General features: G+C 38.9%; 23 protein-coding genes. 2 read left to right on the plus strand and 21 right to left on the minus strand.

Going from position 1 to position 24,491, the window contains the following annotated elements; genetic code table 11:
* Nucleotides 1-611 precede the first annotated feature (611 nt).
* Together BS1321_RS02070 and BS1321_RS02075 are read left to right on the plus strand one after the other, a co-directional pair.
* Complete coding sequence (locus BS1321_RS02070; protein ID WP_063236048.1) at nt 612-2,246, plus strand: acetolactate synthase large subunit; 1,635 nt, start codon at nt 612-614, stop codon at nt 2,244-2,246.
* Between the two features lie 27 nt (nt 2,247-2,273).
* Nucleotides 2,274-3,707, plus strand: coding sequence for an aldehyde dehydrogenase family protein (locus tag BS1321_RS02075; protein ID WP_063236049.1), 1,434 nt, complete (start codon nt 2,274-2,276; stop codon nt 3,705-3,707).
* Nucleotides 3,708-3,957: 250 nt separating this feature from the next.
* Here BS1321_RS02075 and BS1321_RS02080 read toward each other — a convergent pair whose 3' ends face one another.
* From BS1321_RS02080 to BS1321_RS02180, 21 genes are all read right to left on the minus strand, one after another.
* A complete protein-coding gene (locus BS1321_RS02080) occupies nt 3,958-4,359 on the minus strand; it encodes a YybH family protein (protein ID WP_063236050.1) in 402 nt (133 codons plus the stop codon).
* Between the two features lie 167 nt (nt 4,360-4,526).
* Nucleotides 4,527-5,333 carry a sugar phosphate isomerase/epimerase family protein gene (locus BS1321_RS02085; RefSeq protein WP_069981784.1) on the minus strand — a complete coding sequence of 269 codons (807 nt, stop codon included), beginning with the start codon at nt 5,331-5,333 and terminating at the stop codon, nt 4,527-4,529.
* A gap of 31 nt (nt 5,334-5,364) precedes the next feature.
* Entirely contained in the window at nt 5,365-6,705 is a 1,341-nt protein-coding gene (locus tag BS1321_RS02090; protein ID WP_198319686.1) for an MFS transporter, read from the minus strand.
* A 258-nt stretch (nt 6,706-6,963) separates the two neighbouring features.
* Complete coding sequence (locus tag BS1321_RS02095) at nt 6,964-8,280, minus strand: MFS transporter (protein ID WP_155726533.1); 1,317 nt, start codon at nt 8,278-8,280, stop codon at nt 6,964-6,966.
* A 222-nt stretch (nt 8,281-8,502) separates the two neighbouring features.
* Nucleotides 8,503-9,315, minus strand: coding sequence for a dioxygenase family protein (locus tag BS1321_RS02100; RefSeq protein ID WP_063236052.1), 813 nt, complete (start codon nt 9,313-9,315; stop codon nt 8,503-8,505).
* Between the two features lie 27 nt (nt 9,316-9,342).
* Complete coding sequence (locus BS1321_RS02105) at nt 9,343-10,536, minus strand: thiolase family protein (protein ID WP_063236053.1); 1,194 nt, start codon at nt 10,534-10,536, stop codon at nt 9,343-9,345.
* Nucleotides 10,537-10,540: 4 nt separating this feature from the next.
* Nucleotides 10,541-10,879: a DUF3870 domain-containing protein gene (locus BS1321_RS02110; protein WP_063236054.1), complete on the minus strand. Its 339-nt coding sequence runs from the start codon at nt 10,877-10,879 to the stop codon at nt 10,541-10,543.
* A gap of 77 nt (nt 10,880-10,956) precedes the next feature.
* The gene (locus BS1321_RS02115; protein ID WP_063236055.1) at nt 10,957-12,072 is read right to left on the minus strand and encodes a muconate cycloisomerase family protein; all 1,116 of its coding nucleotides are present in this window, start codon (nt 12,070-12,072) and stop codon (nt 10,957-10,959) included.
* Nucleotides 12,073-12,092: 20 nt separating this feature from the next.
* Nucleotides 12,093-12,725, minus strand: a complete 633-nt coding sequence (locus BS1321_RS02120) for a 3-oxoacid CoA-transferase subunit B (RefSeq protein ID WP_063236056.1) — start codon at nt 12,723-12,725, stop codon at nt 12,093-12,095.
* On the minus strand, nt 12,718-13,407 hold the full coding sequence (locus BS1321_RS02125) for a CoA transferase subunit A (RefSeq protein WP_063236057.1): 690 nt from the start codon (nt 13,405-13,407) through the stop codon (nt 12,718-12,720). Before BS1321_RS02125 ends, BS1321_RS02120 begins: the two co-directional genes overlap by 8 nt.
* A 21-nt stretch (nt 13,408-13,428) precedes the next feature.
* Nucleotides 13,429-14,148: a carboxymuconolactone decarboxylase family protein gene (locus BS1321_RS02130; RefSeq protein ID WP_063236058.1), complete on the minus strand. Its 720-nt coding sequence runs from the start codon at nt 14,146-14,148 to the stop codon at nt 13,429-13,431.
* A 14-nt stretch (nt 14,149-14,162) separates the two neighbouring features.
* The gene (locus BS1321_RS02135; RefSeq protein WP_063236059.1) at nt 14,163-14,849 is read right to left on the minus strand and encodes a cyclase family protein; all 687 of its coding nucleotides are present in this window, start codon (nt 14,847-14,849) and stop codon (nt 14,163-14,165) included.
* Between the two features lie 239 nt (nt 14,850-15,088).
* Nucleotides 15,089-15,922 carry an alpha/beta fold hydrolase gene (locus tag BS1321_RS02140; RefSeq protein ID WP_063236060.1) on the minus strand — a complete coding sequence of 278 codons (834 nt, stop codon included), beginning with the start codon at nt 15,920-15,922 and terminating at the stop codon, nt 15,089-15,091.
* A 279-nt stretch (nt 15,923-16,201) separates the two neighbouring features.
* Nucleotides 16,202-16,663, minus strand: coding sequence for a pyridoxamine 5'-phosphate oxidase family protein (locus tag BS1321_RS02145; RefSeq protein ID WP_063236061.1), 462 nt, complete (start codon nt 16,661-16,663; stop codon nt 16,202-16,204).
* A gap of 35 nt (nt 16,664-16,698) precedes the next feature.
* Nucleotides 16,699-17,274, minus strand: a complete 576-nt coding sequence (locus tag BS1321_RS02150) for a non-oxidative hydroxyarylic acid decarboxylases subunit B (protein WP_063236062.1) — start codon at nt 17,272-17,274, stop codon at nt 16,699-16,701.
* Nucleotides 17,275-17,329: 55 nt separating this feature from the next.
* The gene (locus BS1321_RS02155; RefSeq protein ID WP_063236063.1) at nt 17,330-18,817 is read right to left on the minus strand and encodes a UbiD family decarboxylase; all 1,488 of its coding nucleotides are present in this window, start codon (nt 18,815-18,817) and stop codon (nt 17,330-17,332) included.
* Between the two features lie 130 nt (nt 18,818-18,947).
* The gene (locus BS1321_RS02160) at nt 18,948-19,775 is read right to left on the minus strand and encodes a MerR family transcriptional regulator (RefSeq protein WP_094246561.1); all 828 of its coding nucleotides are present in this window, start codon (nt 19,773-19,775) and stop codon (nt 18,948-18,950) included.
* A 523-nt stretch (nt 19,776-20,298) separates the two neighbouring features.
* Nucleotides 20,299-21,075 (minus strand): DeoR/GlpR family DNA-binding transcription regulator, encoded by a 777-nt coding sequence (locus tag BS1321_RS02165; protein WP_063236064.1) that lies wholly within the window; start codon nt 21,073-21,075, stop codon nt 20,299-20,301.
* 337 nt (nt 21,076-21,412) lie between these two features.
* Entirely contained in the window at nt 21,413-22,165 is a 753-nt protein-coding gene (gene tatC / locus BS1321_RS02170; RefSeq protein ID WP_063236074.1) for a twin-arginine translocase subunit TatC, read from the minus strand.
* A 56-nt stretch (nt 22,166-22,221) separates the two neighbouring features.
* Nucleotides 22,222-22,410 (minus strand): twin-arginine translocase TatA/TatE family subunit, encoded by a 189-nt coding sequence (locus BS1321_RS02175; protein ID WP_063236065.1) that lies wholly within the window; start codon nt 22,408-22,410, stop codon nt 22,222-22,224.
* A 118-nt stretch (nt 22,411-22,528) separates the two neighbouring features.
* On the minus strand, nt 22,529-23,767 hold the full coding sequence (locus BS1321_RS02180; RefSeq protein ID WP_198319692.1) for an amidohydrolase: 1,239 nt from the start codon (nt 23,765-23,767) through the stop codon (nt 22,529-22,531).
* Nucleotides 23,768-24,491 lie beyond the last annotated feature (724 nt).

The raw sequence follows: 24,491 nt of genomic DNA on the forward strand, positions 1-24,491 counted from the left end.
GATTCCTCATCCTCCCATTTTCCCTTTCACTGCGTAAGAAGCGAATCTCTCAATAAGATATATCTTTTGGTCATCACCTTCGTTTCCCTATCAAATTTTTCTTCTCGGCTAATTTGGGGAACATAGCATTCCGAATAAAAAGGCGTTCTTCAAAAAATCACGTTTTGAACCAAACACAATTACACCTCGCATATACTTTGCGCTTTTAACAATATGTTCTAAGTCATCCCTTGAAAATGGCTTCCCTTCATTTTCCTCGTTAAATAAATATTTCCGAAATTCCGGGCCGGCTTTTTCTAAAAAATAGCGCCCCCTGCCTAGTTCTGGATAATTCCGTAGTATGGCGTGATGCTTCTGATTTCGGTCAAATATTAATAAATAGATAAGAAAAAGGACAAGTGCTATTACAACAAGTGCAACAGTAATAAATATTATGATAATTAATCGACTTGCGATATCAATTTTACCCTTCCTAAATTTACTTATACCTGAATTTCTTTATACAGAGTTGCAAATGTTCGAATTGGTTTTAATATGAGCAAGTACATAATTTCTAGTTGGCAAAGCCAACATATAGGGAAAGAAATTGAAATGGTCGAGGAGGAAATAATTTGAAGGCATCTGATTTGTTTGTAAGATGTTTAGAGAATGAAGGTGTTAAGTATATTTTTGGGATACCTGGTGAGGAAAATACGGATCTTATTGATTCTCTAATAAGCTCTGATATTAAATTTATCTTGGTTCATCATGAACAAGCTGCAGCTTTTATGGCAGACATCTATGGCCGGCTAACTGGAAAGCCTGGCGTCTGTTTGGGCACATTGGGACCGGGTGCAACTAATTTATTGACAGGGATAGGAAGTGCTTATCTGGATTATTCCCCTGTTGTCGCGATTACAGGTCAGGCGGGCCTTGATCGAATTCATAAGGAGTCGCATCAATATGTGGACATTATTGGGGTTTTTAATGAAGTAACGAAATGGAATCAACAAATTAAGGTGCCGCATACGATTCCGGAAATTATCCGTAAAGCATTTAAAACTGCAGTCATAGAAAAGCCGGGAGCTGTTCATATAGAACTCCCGGAAGATGTGGCGATGATGGATACTGAAGGTGAACCTCTTCCGGTTACACCAATGCCTAGATCCCGCCCAGCCGAGGAAGAAATCAAAAAAGCCGTAGAATTAATAAATCGCGCTAAAAGGCCTATTATTCTAGCTGGTAATGGCATAGTCCGCGATGGAGCTGCTGAGTCCTTACGGAAATTTGCAGAAGAGAAGCAAATTCCCGTTGTGAATTCGTTCATGGCCAAAGGAGTTTTACCTTCTAACCATCCATTGACCCTTTTTACAGTAGGGATGCAAGCAAGGGATTATGTTCTATGCGGGTTTGATTTGGCCGACCTTATAATCACTGTCGGCTATGATTTCGTCGAGTATTTGCCAAAGTATTGGAACGATGAGGCAATGAATCCGATTGTTCATATTGATGCTCGACCGGCTGAGATTGATGCTTATTACCCCGTTCAAGCTGAATTGGTCGGGAACGTTACGGAGGCAATTGAAGCCTTGACCACTGGTGTAGCAAAAAAAGAGCTTTGGCCAGAAGTAAAAAAGTTAAGGTCTCAAATCATTGAAAAATTTCATTCTTCTGATGATGTATCTGGAAGCCCTATCATCCCTCAGCGAATTATCGCCGATTTGAAAAGGGCGGAAAAGGGTAATGCCATTGTCATATCGGATGTGGGTGCCCATAAATTATGGATTGCCCGGATGTATCAGCCGGAAATGCCTAATCACACTATCATTTCTAATGGTTTTGCATCGATGGGAATTGCCATTCCCGGCGCAATTGCAGCCAAAATGGCAAAACCTGATAAACCTGTCATTGCGGTTACAGGAGATGGTGGATTTCTGATGAATGGGGTTGAATTGGCAACTGCAAAACGTCTAGGTCTTGCCTTCGTGATAGTCATTTTCCATGATTCAAAATACGGCCTAATTGAGTGGAAGCAATTGAATAAATTTGATCGTACGAATGCGATTGAATTTACAGACCCAGACTTTTTAGGGTTCGCAAAAAGCTTTGGGGTTAAAGGAGTGAAAGTAACCCACTCCGATGAATTGCTTCATGCATTAGAAGAAGCGATTTCAAGTCAGGAAATTGTCTTGATTGATGTGGATGTCGATTATTCGGAAAATGTAAAGCTCTCGAAAACACTAGGTGATTATATTTGTAAATTATAAAGGCAGATATTATTGGAGGGATTTCAGATGAAGAAAAAGTGGCAATTGTGGATTGGTGGTAAATGGCGTGAGGCTAAATCATATGAGCCATTATTTAATCCCCATTCAAACGAAGAAATTGCACAAATCGGACAGGCTGAACCAGCTGATGCCATTGAAGCGATTGTTGAAGCAAATTCAGCTTTTCAGAAATACCGATCCTACCCTGCTCACGCACGAGCAGAAATTTTATTTAAAGCTGCATCAATCATGGAAGAACGCAGTGAAGAACTTGCGAAAATCATTTCTCTAGAGGCGGCGAAAACGATTCGAAATGCTCGTGAAGAAATGAATCGTACGGTTCAGACCTATCGTTTTGCTGCAGAAGCATCCAAGAACAATTATGGAGAACAGATCCCGATGGATGCGGCAGTGGGTGGGGTAAACCGTTTTGGCTTCACGGTTCGCACCCCGATTGGCGTCGTTACCGCGATTACCCCATTTAACTTTCCATTTAATCTGGTCGCCCATAAAGTTGGTCCAGCTATTGCGGCTGGAAATTCGATTGTGTTAAAACCTGCCGAACAAACCCCGTTGAGTTCACTGGTTCTTGCCGATATTTTTAAAGAAGCAGGGTTGCCAGATGGAGTATTGAACATCATACCGGGCAAAGGGGATGTTTTAAGTGAAGCCTTGACGACCCATCCACATGTAAAAAAAGTGACTTTCACAGGCAGTGTAGAGGTCGGACACCTTATCCAGCAGCAGGCAGGCTTCCGTAAGCTTACCCTTGAACTCGGATCCAATTCGCCTTTCATCATTGATGAAGGAGTCGACATCGATAAAATTATTCAAAGAAGTGTGATGGGTTCATTTACGAATAATGGGCAGGTGTGTATCTCTATTCAACGAATTTATGTCCACAAATCACTATACCAACAATTTTTAGATCGATTCGTAAGTACAACAAAACAGCTTGTCATCGGTTCCCCACTCGAGGAAAATACAAATATTACAGCGGTTATTTCAAAAAAATCATTGGAACGGTTACAAAGTTGGATTGACGAGGCAGTACAGGAAGGAGCAAAAATTGAGTGCGGCGGTACAGTGGAAGGTAATGTACTATTGCCTACCGTCTTAACCAATGTAAATCGTGACTCAAAGGTATTTCGTTTCGAAGTATTTGGTCCAATTGTTTGCATTTTCCCATTCGATACGCTGGATGATGCCATCAATGATGCAAATGATTCGCGTTACGGATTGAACTCAGGAGTGATGACACCGAGTATAGAACGAGCTTTTTATGCGGCGGAACGCTTGGAAACAGGTGGAGTCGTAATCAATGATATCCCAACTTATCGGATTGATAATATGCCCTATGGTGGCTGGAAGGACAGTGGTGTTGGCCGAGAAGGCGTCAAATATGCGATGGATGAAATGATGGAGCAGAAGTTTATCAGCTTTAAAATAAGCGACAATTGAACATAGGGAAAATTATAAACCCGTATTATATGAGACGGCGATATCTTAAAGATTTCGTCTTCTTGTTTTGTCGTAAATTAATGTTTTTATTGTAGCCTTTGTTCTTATTATTAATGGGCACAATCATTTCTTCATTTCATCATCACTTCTATACATAGGCGATTTTTTCATAACTAAAACTGTTTTTTTGTTTTCATGTAATCTAGTTGAAAAAAAATAAAAAGCCACCATATACGGTAGCTTTCACCAATCACTTCAATTCTTCAATTATTTCAGCACCATAAGAGTTGTCGATTATGCAGCGCCATGTACCCGTGGAATCCTTTTTAAATACATATGTCGCGGTTCTTTCCATAGAGAATTCGGAATCGTCCTTTTGATTGGCACTTAGCTGGGCTTTTGCCACAACCAATGCCGTATCACCCGTTTCGATTATTGCCATCTTTTCTTGTTTGACGATTAAACTATGATTAAAGTATTCAGCGATAGCAATGAATGCCCGCCGAATTTCCTCTTTTCCTTTTGCGAATGTTCCAGGTTTGACAACTAAAGTCGCATCCTCTGAATAGAACTCCATTAAATGATCGAAATCCTCATTATTTATTGCCCTGTCCGCATTTTTTATGACTTGTTCCAGCTCATGATTCTGCATATTCACCCTCCTTTTCAGCTACTCTTAATTAGAGCGCTCTTTTACTAATTGATGTTCGACTGCCATGATGGAGTTTCCTGCTCATTAAGAGAAAAGAGTATGCTTAAAATCATTTATATAAAAGTTGAATTCCCACCATTGTTCTTCATCTAAAATACCCAAAAGAATCAATATGTCAGTTGTTGTTTCCATTGTTCTAATGAGGCAAGCAAGTTAGGCATTCCTTCCTGACCGAAATATTCCAGAGAAACAAAGCCTGTATAATTTCGCTTTCTCAATTCTTCGAGTAAGCGAATATTGTCAACATCCCCACTAAAAATGGGTGCTGGTTTGTTTTTATAACGTTCTTTATGATTGTAGTGATAATTTTTTAAATGTACATGGCTGACATGGGGGAAAATGGATTCCAATACCTCTTTCGGATTCAATTGATCAACGTATAAGTTAGCACCATCGAAAATCAGTTTTATCCGTGGATGGTCGATATCTTCTAAAAGCTTATGAATGGCTTCGAGGTTATCAGCAAAGGAGTCATAGTGAATTTCTATTGCTACATCCACTCCATAGAGATCTGCCATTTGTCCTAATTTATTTAACTCGGTTGCCGTTTCCGACCATTGTTCTGGTGAGGCATTCCTTGATGCAATATGTCCTGCGAACGTCCGTATTAATGGGCAGTTTAATTGATGAGCCATATCTAACAATCTTCTTGCTTGATTGATTTCGTTTTGATGTTCTTTTTGGTTCCAGAGTTTCGAAAAAGTCGTATATCCACTAATGGAAGGTATTTGTAAATCATTGGTTTCAAGTAATTTGGCTAATTTGTCCAGTGGTCCGTGCTTCTCCTGAAATCGTTCTATATGTTTATTCCATAATTCAAGTCCTTTAACATCCGCTTGCAACGGAAGCAGCCAATTTATTATTTCCTCTATGTCCCATTCTTTAAATCCTGTTGTGCATAAACTCAGTTTCAATGTAATTCCGCCTTTCTCCTTTTTATTTTTATCATTCAGTGATTTCAATACGTTGGACTTTCCCGAGAAGAAAGATATAAGCAAAAGCGCCAATTAGAGCCACTACGGATATGAAGGTTAGCGCTGCTGCATAAGAATGTGTCGCACTAATGATTAAACCGACGATTAACGGAGATAATGCCCCACCAATGTTAGCTACAAAATATAGTGAAGAACCCGTTAGGCCTACCATTCCTTTCGGGGCAATATCAGCTAAAAGAGCACCGGTAACCGTTGATGCCATCCCCTGTCCGAAGAATGCTATTGCCATAAAGGTGATGACTATGTTTGGTGAATCCGTATAATTCCCCCCGAGAATCAAACAAGAAAGTAACAATCCGACAATAATGGGCAGTTTACGTGCCATTCCGGTTGATAACCCGCGTATTATCATCCAATCGGAACATCGGCCGCCAATCAGAGTTCCTAGTATAGCTACTATGTATGGGATACTTGCATAAATTCCGGTTTTTAACATCGTCATTCCCTTTTCATCAATCAAATAGGATGGAAACCAAGTCATAAAGAAAAACAAAGTAGTTTGAATGGAAAATTGCCCGATGAACATTCCCCAAATTTGACGGTGTTTAAGCAGTTGGCCAATCCGTTTCCAGGAGAAAGGATGCTTCTCTTCGGTACCGATCATCCCTCCGCCTTCTTTGATATAGTTTAGCTCCTGCTGAGAAATACGCTTATGTTCCCTTGGGTTCCGATAGAATCCATACCAAACCAATCCAATAAGAATCCCTATAATTCCGGCGATATAAAACAGGTAATTCCAGCCAAAGGTTATGATGATCCAAGTAAAAACTGGAGTCAGGAAGGCTAACCCAATATATTGGGTACCCGTATAAATCCCTACCGCAGTAGCCCGTTCTTTTTTAGGAAACCACTCGGATACACACCAGGCATTAGTAGGTATGGAGGGAGATTCAAAGGCACCCAGTCCTATGCGATATGTAATCAGTGACGATATACTTTTCGCGGTACCTACCATGAATGTAAATACAGACCAAAAAATGAGGGAAACCGTGTATACCTTTCTAGGACCAAATCTATCAAGAAAGTAGCCGCTAAATAGCATGGAGAAGGTATAGCTCCAGCCAAATACGGAAAATATGATTCCCATTAAAGCCGGATCTATTTGTAAATCGGCTTGAATATTCGGAGCCGCAAGCGAAATGATGGCACGGTCGATGTAATTTATACAAGTGACTAAAGCAATTAGAAATAGGATAAACCATCGAACAGTTTTCTTTTTTCCTTTTTTTAATCTGTCCGTTACCATTTCCGGTGTGCGATCTTCTATTATTGCCTTTAATTCTGAGCTCAATATTTTTCCCCCTAACCTAATGCCCAACTTTAGTACATCGTTCTACTAATTTAATTGAAATTTCATAAATGCTTGTATGTTTCCTGCAATTACTTATCAATCTGAGTTAATATTTTCAAGAGCAGCCCCAAGGAACATTGAAAGCAGATACCCTTGTTGCAAAGTTAAGCAACTTAAGGGATTGTTTTTTGAATTGTGAATCATTTCTTTAGATAGTTACAGTCTTCTCTGATTCTACCTCTTCATTATCATCCTTGACTACCCTGTCAAAAGATCCATGTTTTCTTGGACAAGAAGATAACCGATCGCTGCGATGATACTTGGAAGGGCAAATGTAGCAAAAGCCACCTTTGGATTCATGCCTGTTGTCAGAAGAAAGGCAATAAAAGTAGGAGCTATAATTGAGCCAATCCTGCCTATAGCTTGCGAATAGCCCATACCCGTCGTACGGATTTCACGGGGGTAATATTCTGTGATGTACGGATTGGCTAAGTTCATGGCACCCACAGTACAGGCACCCCCCACAAATATCAGTATATATACTCCGAAGGTATTCGTCGTAGCGCTCAATGCGACAAAGGTAACGGCCCCTATTAAGAATAGTGTAACAAGAATTTTACGATGTCCCATTTTTCCAGCATAATAACCGCCTACTAAGGAACCTCCAATTTGACCAAGGCATAAAACCAGATTAAATGAAAGGCTTGAGGTGATACTGAATCCGGAATCCTGCATCATTTTTGGAAGCCATGTATTTAATCCATAAGCCATCATCAATGTACAGAACACAGCCACCCATATGGAAATCGTACTGAATGTCCGTTTGTTCGTAAATAGTTTTTTTACTGGAGATCCTTTCCCCCTCTGTACAGCTTCACTAAGCCTGAAATCATCTGTTTCTTTAAAATCCCCTTCTGGTTTGACTTTATTGAGGATTTCAACAACCTTACTTATTTCCTTCTTTACTAAATAGTAGGAAAGGGATTCAGGAAACTGCTTCATGAATATTGGAAGTGTAAGTAATGGCAGAATTCCAATAAAGTACAATACACGCCAATCCGTATAAGGAATGATATACATTCCCACTAATGATGCCATGATTCCACCGATTGAATAGCCACAATACATCGCAGCTACAATGATGGCCCGATTTTGTTTTGGGGAATATTCAGTCATTAGCGATATAACATTCGGCATCAAAGCTCCCATGCCCATTGCCGCAATGAAACGCATGACGGTGAACCATGTGAGGTTAGGGGCAATCCCTGCCCCCAAGGTAAATACGCTGAACAAAATCATACAAATAACGAGAACATTTTTCCGACCATATTTATCTGCAATCGGTGCTAAAATCAGGGCACCCATCATCATGCCGAATAAGGAATAACTGCCGACTGCCCCTGCCTGAATGGAAGTTAAACCCCACTCTTCCATCATCCAAGGCAAACCCACACCATACATCGCAATATCATACCCGTCGAAAGCGATGGCATAAAAACACCAAAGAAAAACAAGTAAATGAAAGCGGTTAAATTTACTGGCAGCAATAATATCCGAAGCAACTACACTACGCATGTTCCGCCTCCCATCTTTTTAAAAATATCTGTTTAGAATGTATTTTCCGAGTTCCAAAATAGGAACTCGGAAAAATCGAAAAAATCAGATAACGAAGAGTGGGTTGTTTCATTAGCAAACTACTTTCATTTTCAGTACCCACTTAGGCACTTTCGTTGGATACATAGGTATATTTACTAACCTTTTTTCTGAGAATATTTGCCTGCGTATTCATAGGGATGATTAGTTTTTCACGACAGCTTTATTGAAAACAGGTTTATCTTGTAATCTAAGTTCAAAATCTAAATGAGCCGTATAATAATCATTGTTCAATCCTTTTTCTGCACCGGAATGTTTATCTAACTTCGTAATTAAGCTTCCACGAACACCTTGTGCAACATCATTTTCTAAATATTCATCGCCTTCAAAATATATTTGTGTTACTAATCTATCGCCATTTTCCGGTTGGAACAATAGATGTAAATGTGCTGGACGAAATGAATGATGATCAATCCACTTTAAGAACTGACCAGAAGGCCCATCTGTTGGAATTGAATAATTACCCGGTACAACTGTTTTAATTTCAAAATTACCATTCGCATCCGTATAAAAAACACCACGTAAATTATCATCTGGAATACCTTCAGCGAAGTATGAGTATTCACCATTTGTATCAGCCTGCCACATATCGATTTTGGTATTTGCCAACGGATTTCCATTAACATCTTTCACTGATCCTGAAAAGAAAAGTGCTTCACCTGGTTCATTTTCACGTTGTGGCAGCACTCCAGGATTTTGGACGACTGGCGTATTTTCAATGTAATATGGTCCTAGAATAGTAGGTTCAGTTCCTTTTACACTTTTATACATTTCTTGAAGTGCATGAGTTTCAAAGAAAACATCCATAAACAACGGAATTTCCCCTGCCCTGCCTAATTGATCCATCCAATCAACAAGAGCTTGATAGTCATTATGATCAATTTCGTATTCACTAACTAATTCCTTGAATTTAACTACCAATCCATTATAAACGTCGATTACTTTTTGATTCTTCATAATAATTCCTCCAATTTTTATAAGTTTTTATATCTGTTTATTTTCAATAATGGTACTAATTCCCAATCCACCTGCTATACATAATGTGATTAGCCCATATCTTTTTCCGGTTCTTTCTAGCTCATGTATCAATTTGGTTGCCAAAATTGCTCCAGTGGCACCAATTGGATGGCCCATGGCAATGGCACCGCCGTTAGGATTCACCTTATTCATATCAAGCTTCAATTCTTTAATTACTGCCAATGCTTGTGCAGAAAAGGCTTCGTTCAGTTCTATTAAATCAATATCATTCAGTTTCAGCCCTGACATTTGAAGCGCTTTCAAGGTAGAGTTGACAGGCCCCAGCCCCATAAAATTCGGTGATACGCCTGCAGCCGCTTGAGCAATCACTCTTGCTTTTGGCTTTTTACCACGCCTTTTTGCTGCTTCTTCCGACATAAGTATCAGAGCGGATGCACCATCATTTCTTCCACTACTATTTCCTGCGGTTACCGTTCCATTTTTCTTGAAAAACGGTTTTAAACTAGCCAACTTTTCCAGACTGGTTTCTCTTGGGTGCTCATCCACATTAAATTCGATTACACCCTTTTTCGTTTTTATTTGATAGGGAACGATTTCTTTCGTAAATATTTCAGTAGAAATTGCCCGTCTTGCATTTTCTTGGCTCCTTAAAGCAAATTCATCTTGTTCAGTTCTTGAAATGGAATATTTTTCAGCCAGATTTTCTGCTGTCATTCCCATTGTTAACATACCGTATTCTTCAATGGGCTGTGAACCTGGCTGGCTTTCCGTATTCGGGTCCAATAACTGTCCATTGCCTGATTTCAACCCAAAACGGATATTTCTCATATAGTATGGAGCCGTGCTCATTGATTCCGCTCCACCTGCAATGATTACATCTCCGAATCCGCATTGTATTTGTTGACTTGCAGAATTGATCGCCTGGATGCCGGATCCGCATTGTCGGTGAACGGTATAACCTGGTACTTCCACAGGAAAACCTGCCCGGAGCGATGCAACTCTTGCCAAATTTGACGCGTCTGAACTTTGTTTCGCTTGTCCCATAATCACTTCATCAATACTCTCTTTAGGAATATCCGCTCTCTTGATAACTTCATCAAGGACAGCAGCTGCCAGGAAATCGGCAGGAACATTTTCCAATGCTCCCCCTAATTTCCCGATAGCGGTGCGAACCGAGTCTATAATAACTACATTGCTCAATTTTCTACCCCCTGCTATTTTTATTTCTTTCTTCTAAACTATCCTTATATCTTTGGTGTGCTATTTTCAAGGCAACAATTACCGACTGCTGCGATGGAGCTAAAAAGTCCGTTTTAATATTCTCTATTAAGGAATCAATATCTTTACTAAAATCGAAACCAACTATCATTCGCTTAAAAAAATCCTGGGCCAAAGTTGTTAAAAACGTAAATTCTGCATTAATGATAATGTGACTTTCCTTGTGGATTTCAAGTACCATCCCAGCGTATTTATAATTTTCATACATGCTCGTATTTTGCGGTGCCTTCGCATAGGCCGTGATTAATAATGTTGGCTGTCCCATATAAAACTACATCCTCTCAAGATTACTTGCATAAACTAGTGTGGGTGTTCCATAATCCCCTTTCCAGTTTATATTAATTAAAGACCTCTTGAAAAATGTTTTACTTTTTCCATATCTATCTCCATGCCAAATCCTGGCCCATCCGGGATGATTATTTCATAATTCTCATATTTAATTTGGTTTAGCGTAATATTTTCTTTGAAAAGTAACGGTCCAAATAATTCAGTACCGAATTCGAATTTTGGAATGGTTGAATAAAGTTGTGCACAAATGGCGGTTCCTAATGATGATTCAATCATCGTTCCGCCATACAAACCAAAACCAACACCTTCAGCAATTGCAGCAACCTTTTTCGTTTGGGTCATTCCACCATGTTTACATATTTTCAAGGCGAAGGAATTACCTGCTCTATGTTTAGCTATTTGGAATGAATCTTGTAAAGTATTCAATGATTCATCGGCCATGATCGGGACCTTAAAACGTTCGGTCAATCTTGACATCCCTTCATTATCCCAAGCTGGCAGCGGCTGTTCGACCATGGAAACCCCACCTTCCTGTAAAGCTTCAATGCAATACGTAGCCGTTGTTTCATCCCATGCTTGATTAACATCAACCGTAATGCGTGCTTGAGCTCCTACGGCTTCAATAATTTTCAATACATGCTCCACATTCTTATATGGATTACCTTTGCCAATTTTCAATTTGAAGATATTATGACGTTTTTGGTGTAAGGATTCCTTCGCTTCTTCGATATCTTTATTCGTATCACCACTTGCCAAAGTCCATGCCACTGGCAATGATTTATGAATTTGTCCACCGAATAATTCATAAGCAGGGATGTTTCTCCTTCTAGCTACTAAATCCACCATGGCTGATTCAACGACAGCCTTCGCAAAATTATTTCCTCTAACATTTAGTGAAACTTCATGCATGATTTTGTCATAATGGACGGGGTTTTTACCAATGATAAGTGGGGCGATATATGTATCAATATTCACCTTTATCGCCTCAGGTGTCCCCTCACCATATGAAGCCCCGCCTATTGTCGCCACCTCTGCCCAACCTTCCGCACCCTCTTCATCCATGACACGGGCAAGAATGATCGTTTGTTCCACGATGGTATGCATGGCAAGCTGATGAGGACGAATTGTGGGTAAATCAATAATGTATACATCGACTGAACGTATTTTCATTTAATCCACCTTTTTAAAATTTAATAGATAAAATTTGCTTCTGTTTTTGCTCTTACTTCTTCGATCGTTACACCGGGCATTAATTCTATCAGTGTCAACTGTTTGTCAATAACTTCAAAGACAGCCAACTCGGTGATGATCAAGTCAACGCTCCTAGTGGAAGTAATGGGGTAGTTGCATTCATTTAAAACTTTACTTTTACCTTCCTTACTTGTATGTGTCATTGTTACGATCACTTTTTTGGCGCCAACCAACAGATCCATCGCTCCTCCAACACCCATGATATTCTTGCCAGGTACCGCCCAATTTGCAATTTCCCCGGTTTGACCTACCTGCAAAACACCTAAGATAGCAACATCAATGTGTCCTCCACGGATCATTGCAAACGATTCTGCACTATTAAAGAATGATGCACCAATCGATTCCCCTACTGGTAACTTACCTGCATTAACTAAATTGGGATCGATTTTATCTTCATCCACTTCTGCAACCCCTAATAATCCATTTTCCGTATGGAAAAAAACATTTTCATCATCAATGTATTTTGCAACCAAGGTCGGAATCCCGATTCCAAGGTTCACTATACAAGGACCCGTCAATTCTTTTGCCGCACGTCTTGCTATCATGTTTTGCATTAATTCTTTTTCACCCATAATCTTTCACACCTTCCTTCGTCAGGATTTTCTTTGCCTTAATAATTCCATCGACGAATAGATGCGGTGTTACAATTTCCTCTGGCGAGAGTTCTCCAGGTTCAACTATCTCATCCACTTCTGCAATTACGACATCTGCGGCCGTTGCCATAACCGAATTAAAGTTTCGAGCCGTTTTATAATACACAAGATTACCAAGCGTATCAGCCTTCCATGCCCTGATCAAAGCTACATTTGCTCTTATGGCAGGTTCAAAAATATATGTAGCCCCATTTATTTCCCTTTCTTCTTTTCCTTTTGCTAAATCGGTCCCTACACCCGTTTTCGTATAGTAACCGCCTATACCAGCACCGCCAGCACGAATGGATTCCGCTAATGTCCCCTGTGGTAATAGTTCTAATTCAATTTCACCACGTTGGTAAAACTCCCCAATTTCACGATTGCTTGTAAAATAAGAGCCGATCGCTTTTTTTATTTTCTTCTGGCTTAGGAGAACTCCCAGACCTTTCCCTTTCTCGCCTAAATTGTTACTGATCACTGTCAAGCCTGCTACATTCTTTTTGGCCAAACCATCAATTAATGTAAGAGGGGCACCGATCAAGCCAAATCCACCTACCATTAATGTATGACCGTTCTTCACACAAGATAAAGCTGCTTCTATATCTTGATGTACCTTCGTCATGTTTTCCCCACCAATCTCACGTTACTTATTTTCAATTAATGAATCACTTGCCTCAAACCATGCAGGTATTCCAGCAGTCAATAAGCAAATTAGTCCCACTTCCGCTAATTGTTCTTCCGAAGCTCCATTTAACCTTGCCGCCTCCATCCATTCCCCAACCTGTTTCCCTTTTAATTCTGTAATGAATATTCCTGTCATCAGGATATGTTTTAGCCTTTTTGAAACGACTGAATCACTTAATATATAATCTTTGAGGGAGTTTTGGTCTTCCGATTTAACCAGTTTCAAAACATTCGAGACAAATCCCGTCTCCTCATCACCTAATAATTCAATCATATAATGCAGGATTTCTTCTGCTGTTTCTTTATGGCCACTTACTTCGGGATATCGAATGCCTTTAAGTGTAAGGGCATATTCCAAAGACTTTATCCCTGTTTTCAAAGCCTTAGTTCCGTTATATAAGTATGAAACTATTAGGTATTCCACCAGTTCCGGTACTGTTGCTCCACCATCCATTGCCCCTTTTGTATGGTAAACCATACTCCGTTCATACAACCTCGCAGCATTCATGCCTACCAGTAATATATCTTTCTCCTTCTTCGTCAAGGCTCCCTCTTGCATGATGTTACTGCGCAAGTTGGTATAGTGATCAAGTGCATTAGGGCTATAATCGTGCATCTTTTGCACCCAGCCTGGTACCACATCATAAACTTCTTTGAAATACAATAATCCTTCGCTCATTCGTCTGCACCTCTTTAAATTAATTGAGAGTCAAGTATCGATAGTGCTCTTATTGGTGAGGCTGTTGCATTTTTTAGTTTCAAAGGAATCCCGAAAAAAAGAAAACGAGAATGCTTAGGCAATTTTTCCAGATTCACTAGATTTTCAACGATATATATATCATTGTTCAGTAACTTTTGATGAATTCCGCTTTCTGAATCTTGGTTCAAATCGGCATTTGGCAAATCCAACCCGACAATATGTATTTGCTTTTCAATTAACCATTGTGCCACACTATCATCTAATGCCTGCGCTTCAAAAAAGCCTTCTTCCCCCCATGATCTGCCCCATGTCCTAATCAGGACGATATCGTCTTTTTCAACATATACTCCCTGCCTGCGTTCGGCCTCTTCAAGTAAATCTTTCGTAACAGGTTCATGTGTCGCTTTTAACATGCTTACATCCAGTATGAGGGCATCCCCAAACATATTCTTCAGATTGATGGTTTCAACCGACTCCCCGTTTTCTGAGTAATGTGAAGCCACATCCACATGTGTCCCACTATGGTCAGAAAAAGAAATCAACTTGGAACGGTAGCCTTTAGGAAGTGAATCATATTTCCCCTTATGTTCAAGAGGTTCATCTTTAATCCCTATTGCAGGTAAATCATTATTCGTAACTAGACCATCGTAAAGTTCCAATGTTAAATCAATGATTTTCAACGATAAAACCCCCAAATTCATTAAGCGTTTACATTATCACGACAAAATGGCTACCCTAAACATTACTATCAATAATTGACAGCAGGTGTTTAAGGTAGCCAGTTGTTCACTAGTTGTTATTAAAAAAGGTTATTTTTTAATAGCTAATGAATAGGCAATAATTAAGTTTATTATATATTCATAATATTACACTATTTTCTGTTAATTACAATATTTTTTTAAAAATATCTTCAAAAAAATCAAATTCGTTTTAAGAAAGACTTTATCTCTTTGTTAATCTCCGCCCTATTTTCAAACACCATTGTATAGTGGTTACAAGTTGAAACGATTGTTTCAATATCAGGTGTATATTTCTTCGTATCATCATAGGCTTCTTCATAAAATAATGGAGGAAAATCCCCTATTTTCCCACTGGCATAGACCAATAAGGTTTTACAGGAAATTTGTCTACAAACTTCTTTAGGGACAAAAGAATAAAAACTATTGAAATCTGTAAGAATGCTATCTTCTGAAGATTTATTCTCCCAGTGACCCTCCACTTCATGAACCTCATACTCCACCACACTTTGCAGATGATCCGTCCATTTGATACCCAAACGGCTATAGATTTCTTTAATTTCTGCAATATAGCTTTCTTGAGATTCATATTCTTTACTTAATCGTCCTAATGATGGTTGTACGATGTCCCTTTGTTGTTGAGAGGAAGTGGCCGCACCATCCAATAATATCAGGGCCTGTACCGAGTTTAACTTGCTGGCTACAACGCTTGAAATGAAGGCTCCCATTGAATACCCGATTAAAATCGGATTTTTAATCTTTAACTCTTGCATTAACTCAATTACATCTTCTGCATGTTTGAAAAGAGAAGACTGCACATCTGCCCTTGAACTATTTCCCCTTCCTCTTAAGTCAATCGAAATGACTCTGTACTCTCCTTTTAACATTTCTGCATAATAATGCATTTGCTTATGATTACCCGTTAAACCATGTATGGCGATGATTGGCCCTTTTGTTCCAGGATAATCTGCAATTTGGATTCTTTGATTCCCCAATTCCTTTACATACATTTCCATAGTAACACTCCTTCATTTCCATGATTATTAACATAAACCAGCCTACATATTTATATAAAAAAAGCTATCTTAACTTCACCATCAAGGTAACTTGATCGAGAAATTAAGATAGCCAGTCAGTTCATTAATTTTCATTAAAAAAGGGCTTTTTTTAATGATTAATGAATAGGCAAGATATAAATACATGTAATGATTCCATTTTACATGAAGTTCTAATTTTTTCAATTATAATTTGATAATTTTGATTTCTTAGTAACTTAAATTCGGTACCTGGGAATTTTATTGAAGGAGGTCCTCTATGGTCTCACTCCATCGTTCAACAATTTCTTTAGGGTTTTTCAAGTCGATTTTAATTCCAGAGGTTATTTCAGCATACTTAGCAATATCCTCCCGTGCCTCTACTATTTTGGCGTGGAATCTTTCTCTTTGGTATTGGACATTTGGCAGCTCTTTTAATCTCTCTAATGAAAGTCGAATATATTGTGCTTTACCTTTCCAAAACAAAACCAGTGTAGCTTTATGGGTACGAATGACATTGGCTGTAGTCGAAGTATCCGGCCATAGGCCAATCCTTAATTCGTTCCTGCTTATCGCTACGATCTCACCCACGCTAATCATTGCAGTATGTGGCCATCCTTCTTCACTTACCGTCAACAGCATCATGGCTTCATGCTGCTTGTCGACAAGTTCTTTACCATTTAACAAGTCGAATACCTCTTCTGACATTTCCATCCCATTCATTTTTTCACCTTTTTCATTAATTCACTAGTAATCTGTTATATTTTGGTGCGATATTTCATTCCGTCCCACCGTTTCGCACCGTGAGCATCGATTTCAAATTGATCTAACGCCCTATAAGCCAGATGGTCAATGATATCGTTAACATTCTCAGGATGATTATAGAAGGCTGGCATCGGAGGGAATATAATAGTCCCCATTTTGGAAAGCTCCATCATATTCTCCAAATGAATCGTATTTAGAGGTGTTTCTCTTGTCATTAGTAATAATTTTTTTCTTTCTTTCAACATGACATCAGCAGATCGCGTTAATAAATTATCCGCTAGTCCCATGCGAATGGAAGCAAGTGTTTTCATACTGCAAGGTGCTACGATCATGCCATCAACCCGGAAAGATCCACTTGATATTCTTGCTGCTTGATCTTTGTAAGAATAGGAATGATCAGCTAATCCCTCCACGTCTTTAACAGAATATGAAGTTTCATGTTGAATGGTGGCATGTGCCCAAGGGGACATGATTAAATGGGTCTCCACTTCACTGCTTTTAAGCATCTGAAGAATCCTAATTCCGAAAATGGCTCCAGTCGCTCCTGTTATCCCAACAATGATTTTCATTATTTCCCCTCCTTATTCATTAGTCATTGAATCGAAACTTTAAAATATTGAGAACTTATACATTGGAGAATCCAGGCACAAATCGCCTTGGATCTACCTGTTTAAATTTAGACCTTTTAAATTCATCTTTTAAATGAAACGGTACTGTACAGTCAAAAATGGTCTTACAGGAAATCCCCTTTTCCTGAATGGTAGGGCTGTATGCGGGATCTTGTGAAGGATCTAACGGGTGACAGCGCACTCCAGGAATGAAAACCGTATCAACATCACCTTGATAACGAGTATTTAACGCCCATAAAACATCATTACTATCGAAGGGATCCACATCCTCATCCACTATGAATACATGCTTTAGTTCAGAAAAGGCAGAGAACGCCAATAGTGCAGCTTGTCTTTGGCGACCTTCATCACTTGGCTGACTTTTCTTGAATTGAAGAACAGCCATATATTTACCTCCTCCTGAAGTATGGGCATAAACATTCAATAATTTGCCTGGCATGGCCTTCTCCACCATTTGCAGAATGCTTGCTTCAGTTGGAATGCCAGCCATATTCACATGTTCTTCACTTGGTCCAATAACTGTTTGCATGATTGGATTGACACGGTGCGTTACAGCTTTCACTTTGATTAGAGGCAGGTCCGCAACAGCTGAACCTGTATAACCAGGGAATTCCGGCATTGCTTTTCCAGTATTGGTGTTTTGATCTTCCCGAACGCGCACTCCGGGAACCAACTCCCCTTCTATTACATATTCAGCATTTGCGATAGCTTTTTCATCAATGGTCAAGCATTGGACCAATTCTACCGCTTCTTTCCTAATCGCCCCTGCAACACTCAACTCATTAAAGCCAAGGGGAGTCGTAGGTGCTTCAAAACAAGCAGCGACTTCAATAGCAGGGTCAACACCGATACTAATGGAAATTGGTAACGGTTTTCCTGCTTTTTCAGCCTTTTCACGAAAAACTTCTAAATGGCGGCCAGGAACAAAATACATAGACATCTCATCTTTACTTTGTAAACATAAACGATGTATCGTTATATCAGATTCACCCGTTTCTGAATCGGAGGCATAGCACATGCCTATGGTGATATACGGGCCTGCATCTTCCTCTGTATTCGTAGGCGCAGGTATTAACTTTCTGATATCGAAATCCGGATCTTCTGCATAGTGAACCACTTCTTGAGCTTTAGCTTTATCATTTGAAATGATGATTGGATCAATTGGATTTTTTACAGCTTCATTTAAAAGGAACCCCAGTCGCTCCGGTTTTGTATCCAGCATGAGACCGACTCTTTCCCGGCTGGCTAAAAGTCCAATCACCACGCTTGAATCTTCATGACCTAATACATGATTGAAAACCATGGCAGGTCCAATTTTTGTTGGACGCATTACTGTTCCGCCAGCACCGACATGACGATAAACTCCAGATAATTCAGCATGAGGATTGACTGGTTCATCCGTTTCAATCAATTGTCCTGGAATGGACTTCAGTAGTTCCAAGGCAGAACGTAAATCTGTCACTTTATTCATTTTTTCAGACATTAAAAATCCCCCTATCACTTTATGACCAGTATCCTATGTATCAATCAAATTCAAATAACCTATATGGTATCGGTTACAACTGATATTCTAAAGTGTATTTCTACTATACAGTCAATGGATATTTGAAAATTCAAGTAATTTTCTCTACAGGGATTTGCAGCTGACAAAAATCAACACTATTATCATTCTCGTAAAAGGTCGTATCCAATAAGCAAGCGTCCACGACGTCCCCTACAATTCTATACTGATTTTCACTGATCCAATGAACCAATTCATTTAAAAACGCAATGTTATATGGCATTCCATATTTATACACACATGCATATTGACCAGTAGGCAACGTCATCATGTTATCCATATAAGGATCTATAAAGGGTAATGAAGTATATATTCCCGCACCCTCGAAAACATCATCCGTTCCAAGCTTATCCTTTAAAATAACCGTGCCAAATCCCTCTGACGGAAGCATCTCATGTTTACTTAATACATTCCAAGCTTTCATCAGCGTTAAATGTAATTCTTCTCGGCACAATTCATTTTCAAATGGTATAAATAAGACATGCCTTTCAGGAAATTCTTCTATAATAGGTTTATCCAATTCACTTTTAATATTTTTGGCTTCTGAATATTTCATTAATCTCTGCTGAATAAATGTACGTGTATTCATCAAGGCATTTATTTCTTTATCAATGAATTCTTGATGAAATTCCAAAAGTGACATAGCAGTAGTTAAATTCCGATTCCCTATATGGTCCTTAATATCATTCAGTTTGATGCCAATCGACTTCAAAAAGCAAATTTCCCTTAGAAACGGAATCTGAACTGCACTATAATACCGATAACCATGTTCATCTATATGTACAGGTTTAAATAATTCGATCTTATCGTAATAAATGAGTGTTTGCCTTGAGATACTGTGAATGGAAGCCATTTCACTGATTGATAAGTAATTGCCCAAATGTGTTCCTCCTCCGCAAATCCTTTTTTGTAAAGTTCTTCTAATTCTCACATTTACTTTTACTACCATAATATAATTTATTTATTTTTTGATTTCCCTCCTTCCATACGACAGCTACAACCGATTGGAGAGGGTCAGTTTGAAAGACAACATCTATCCTCCCCTAACTTTACCATTTTCCCATTTATAATGAATGGATTTTCAAAGGCCCTGTCTTTCGAAAAAAATGAATCTATCAACATCTTCATTAATAGGCAATAAGTGAGATATTGAAAGAATACAGAAGGTTTATTTGCATTTACCAGCATTGAAAAAAAGAGCACCTCTTGGGCGCCCTTTTTCCATGAATTATTTTTTCAACGTGATTCACAAACATATCTTGTTGCTTTTCGTTCAACGCTACATCTTATACCTTTTCTCTCAAACTAAGTCCCTCAGCTTAAAAAGCGGGAATTATAAAGACAACTGATACTTTTTATATCTAGGGAGTAGCTTTTAAGCTCGAACCCATAATTTCTATTACTCAATGGTCCCATTCATAACTTGGAACCACAATCACTTCTACCACATGTTTATTTAGGATTTCCTGCATGTTTTTTGGTACTACTTTGTCTGTAATCACTATATCAACGGAGTCTAAGTCACACACCTTTTGAAAAAAAGTTTTATTAAATTTCGTTGAATCTGCAATCACAATAACCTGGTCAGAACGCTTAATCATTTCGTGAACGAGGAGGCCTTCTTCCTCGATGGAAGTAGACAATCCTTCAGAAGATATTCCGCAAGTACCAATGATGCATTTATTCACCTTATAATCTTGTACATCCCTAATGGCTCTTGAACCATAAATGGCTTGGTGTCTAGTACTTAATGTTCCGCCTAATAAATTAACTTTTATATCTTCTCTTTGGTTTAATGAACTGGCAATGTTAATCGAATTAGTCACGACAGTGTTGTTCCGGCTCGTTAAATATTTAGCTAAAAATTGAACTGTTGTAGAGGCATCCAAAATAAGATGATCCCCATCGTTTATCAAAGAAGCTGCAAATTTTCCGATCTTACTTTTAGCTTCCGATGCCATGTTCATACGCTCACCATAATTATGGACTTCATTGGAAAGCAGAGCCTTTTTCGCCCCACCCCGTATTCGAATGATCTTCCTCTCCTCTTCTAAATTTATTAAGTCTCTTCTGGCCGTATCTTTAGATACATTATTTATTTTACAAATTGTTTCAATATCAATCCGGTCATGTTCGTTTAAATATTGAATAATGGCGTCTAGTCGTTCATCCTGTAGCATGATCTCACCTCGCAAATTTAATTATAAGTTAATCCAAGTTTAATCACAACGAAACATGAATTATTTTAAGGATAATTAAGCTTTTGAGGGTAGATTATTAGTAAATACTGAACACATTAATCAAAATATTTCGTTAACAGAATTCCAAATCGGGATAGTCAGCCAGGGTAATATCTTGGTAAAATCCCACTAAATTATTGATATTTATAACCAGACTATAGGAAAGGTGTATTGCAGGCATGAAAAAACATTACCCTTAAAATGGAGATTATACCGTCTTAAAGTCCCTTTACCTGAGAATTCTCATTTAATTTGATTGACAAGTGCCAGGCCCTTTTTAAACAGATTCATACATCTCTTTTTTACCTTCTTTTTCCTTTTGATGTCGTTTATATACGAATTTGGATAAGCTTACACTGCTTTCATATAATAGTAATAAAGGTATCGTAACTAGGATATCTGATAGAAAGTCTGGTGGAGTAATCAAAATTGAAATAACTATTAAAATAAAGTAAGAATATTTCCTGATTTTTTGCAAACGGTATGGATTTATTATTCCTAAACTTGTTAAAAACATAATGACAACCGGCATTTCAAACAGAAATCCAAAAGGCAGTGTCATATGAAGCATAAATCGGAAATATTTCTCCGTTGTAAAGAAAGTTGTAAACATGTCGTTTGATAGAGACATTAAAAAATTTAGTACAAGCGGAAATAAAATAAAGTAACCAAAACTGATTCCTAGTGTGAATAGAATAAATAGTGCTGGAATATAAGCGCTAGTAACTTTGCGTTCTTTTGGTGTTAACGCTGGACGTACAAACAGCCAAGTTTGGTGAGCAGCAACCGGTATAGTAGCCGCGATGGCAACGACGGTGGCAATAATTAAATAAACGAGTATGATATCACTCGGTCCTAACAGAGCTAGCTTAAACGGCAAGTCTTTAACTATTATATTATAAATATCTTGAACATAAATAAATGTCAGTACGAGGAACAGCGTGAAAACGACTAAAGTGATAATAATACGTTTACGTGACTCCTCAAGATGCTGAATCATGCTCGTTTTTTTTTGATTTTCCAACTTCATCACTCCAGGAAAAAAAGATGTAAGACAGATCCTACATCCCCTCTTCATTTATTTGATTAGCTTTCTTTCTTATTGGTCACATCTGCATTAGTGTCATCTGCTACAAGGTCTCTTGTAGACTTTTTAAATTCTCTTAATGTTGAGCCAAACGCCCTTCCAATTTCCGGTAACTTTGAAGGGCCGAAAATAATAAGGGCAATCACTAAAATTAGCATCAATCCTGGTATTCCAATATTTTGTAGCATAACTTCCCCCATTGGTATTTATATTTTGTAATTCCTTTATAAGGTTAAACGTTTATGTGCTCATCGAACCTATCCCCAATTCTTTTTTACCAAGGTTCATTAACAATGTCATACACTTTTAATTGGTATGAAGCTTAGGCTTCACGCTATCCAGAGAACCCGAAGACAGAGTTCCCTTATGCAATACGGCAGCACGCTTAGGCAGGCGGGCTACGGCTTCGGCCGAGCAGCTTGCTGGAATGAGTACAGCGGTCGCGGCATCGCCTACCTTTGGCCATATTTGCTTACCGGACTCGTCTAGCGGTGTAATGCCGCCGGTAGCAAGGGAAAGTGCGCGAGACAGGTTGTATTCGTTTGACCATCCATACAGATCTGCAGCGAGATGTGCCTTCTGCAGCGTATCGCCAATCCCGAATGGTGACCAGTGATCAGTAATACTATCATTACCAAGCATGACGTTCACCTTATGCTTCTGAAGCAGCGGAATCGGCATTACGTCTTTGCCTATCGGAACGGTTGAGGCAATGGAAATACCCAGCGATGCAAGGCGTTTTGCCATTTCTACGTCGGCGCCATCCCCTAACGAAGCGAGCGAAAACGCATGACTGATCGTCACTTTCCCCTGCAGACCGGCTTCCTCAGTCAGATCAGCCAATCGACGAATTGCCTTCAATCCCGTTTCGCCACCTTCATGAAGGTGAATATCAATACCTGCTTTGTAGTCCACCGCGATCTGTACCATCGTTTGCAACGATTTTTCCATATCACCGTCAACTAAGGTTGGATCTAGTCCGCCAACATGTGTAACTCCGAGCTGCATGGCTTCGCGTATCAGTCCCTGAGCATTTGAACGAAGCAAGCCATGTTGAGGAAAGCCAACGATTTCATGTGATATTTTATCTGAATAGTTTGCTAAAGCCCGATTGAGTTTCTCAAGATTTTTTAGACCAACGACTGGATCGATGTTGCAATGGCTTCTGACATATGTCGAGCCGTAGCCAAGAATTAGTTCAATTAATTTCTCCGCACGCTCCTGGGCTGTTGGAAGGAGCTCCAGTAGCAGTGTCTGCTCCAAGGTAATCATGTCAAAAATGCCATTTTTCCTCGTCGCAGCTGCTCTCCAAGGACCCCCATAATAGGTTTTATCCAAATGAATATGCATATCTCTAAAAGAAGGAAGTAGCAACATGCCTTTCGCGTCGTAGCAATCGATACCTTTTCCATAAGGGGACTTAGTATCTAGTATTCTGGTAATGGTGCCTTTAACAATATGGAGGTTCCTCAATACGGTTTCGGTTGCGACGACCTGGCCATTTTTATACTTGTATCCACTTTCCAATCGAACATTCATCAACATGTAGGAACTGTTCTTTCCTGGTTTTTTGGTGATATGGCCAGCCTTCTTCCTAGTATCCGCACTTGCCATCTCAGGCATGAACAATCCCATCGTGTCCGTGACACCGAGAACCGCGGAAGCGCTTCCAATTTTACAGACGTTACCTATAAACTTTCTGCGGGACAAACCTTCCTTTTCCTGATTCACCTGTAAAATCCTCCTCTAGTACGTTTGTATTTTAAGATGATCATGATTAATAGACTTCATTGGAGAACAAGAGGCAACCATCCAATATTTGATTGAGTTTTCTCTTATCTTCCAATTATTCATATCTCTTCTAGTTGTGTTTTTGGATTTATCATTTATTTAACAAATTGTTTAGATATCAATCCATTTTCATATTTGTCGAAATAGTCACCCGTCCATTTACATGATCTCACCCTATAGATCCAATTATAAGTCTATTTATTTTTAATAGCAATGAATTCTGCATTAATTTAAGTTGTTTTAAGTTTTTGTAGATAATTAATTGATTTCTCACTTTTAATTTCGACAAAAGAATTCTTTGTTATTTCATTCCTTGTTAATGGAAATCAAAAAGGGAATGGTAAAATCCATTCCCTTCTTGACTGTATGCAAAGCCCTTTTAGTGAAATTTAACCCTTTACGCCAGAAGGCCGCCAATTGGCGTCCTTCTGGCGTTCAAACACCTTTTAGTAATTAACGTATTCCCTCTTTTATCCAG

It is taken from the genome of Peribacillus simplex NBRC 15720 = DSM 1321 (genome assembly GCF_002243645.1).
GTDB classification, from domain to species: Bacteria; Bacillota; Bacilli; order Bacillales; family DSM-1321; genus Peribacillus; species Peribacillus simplex.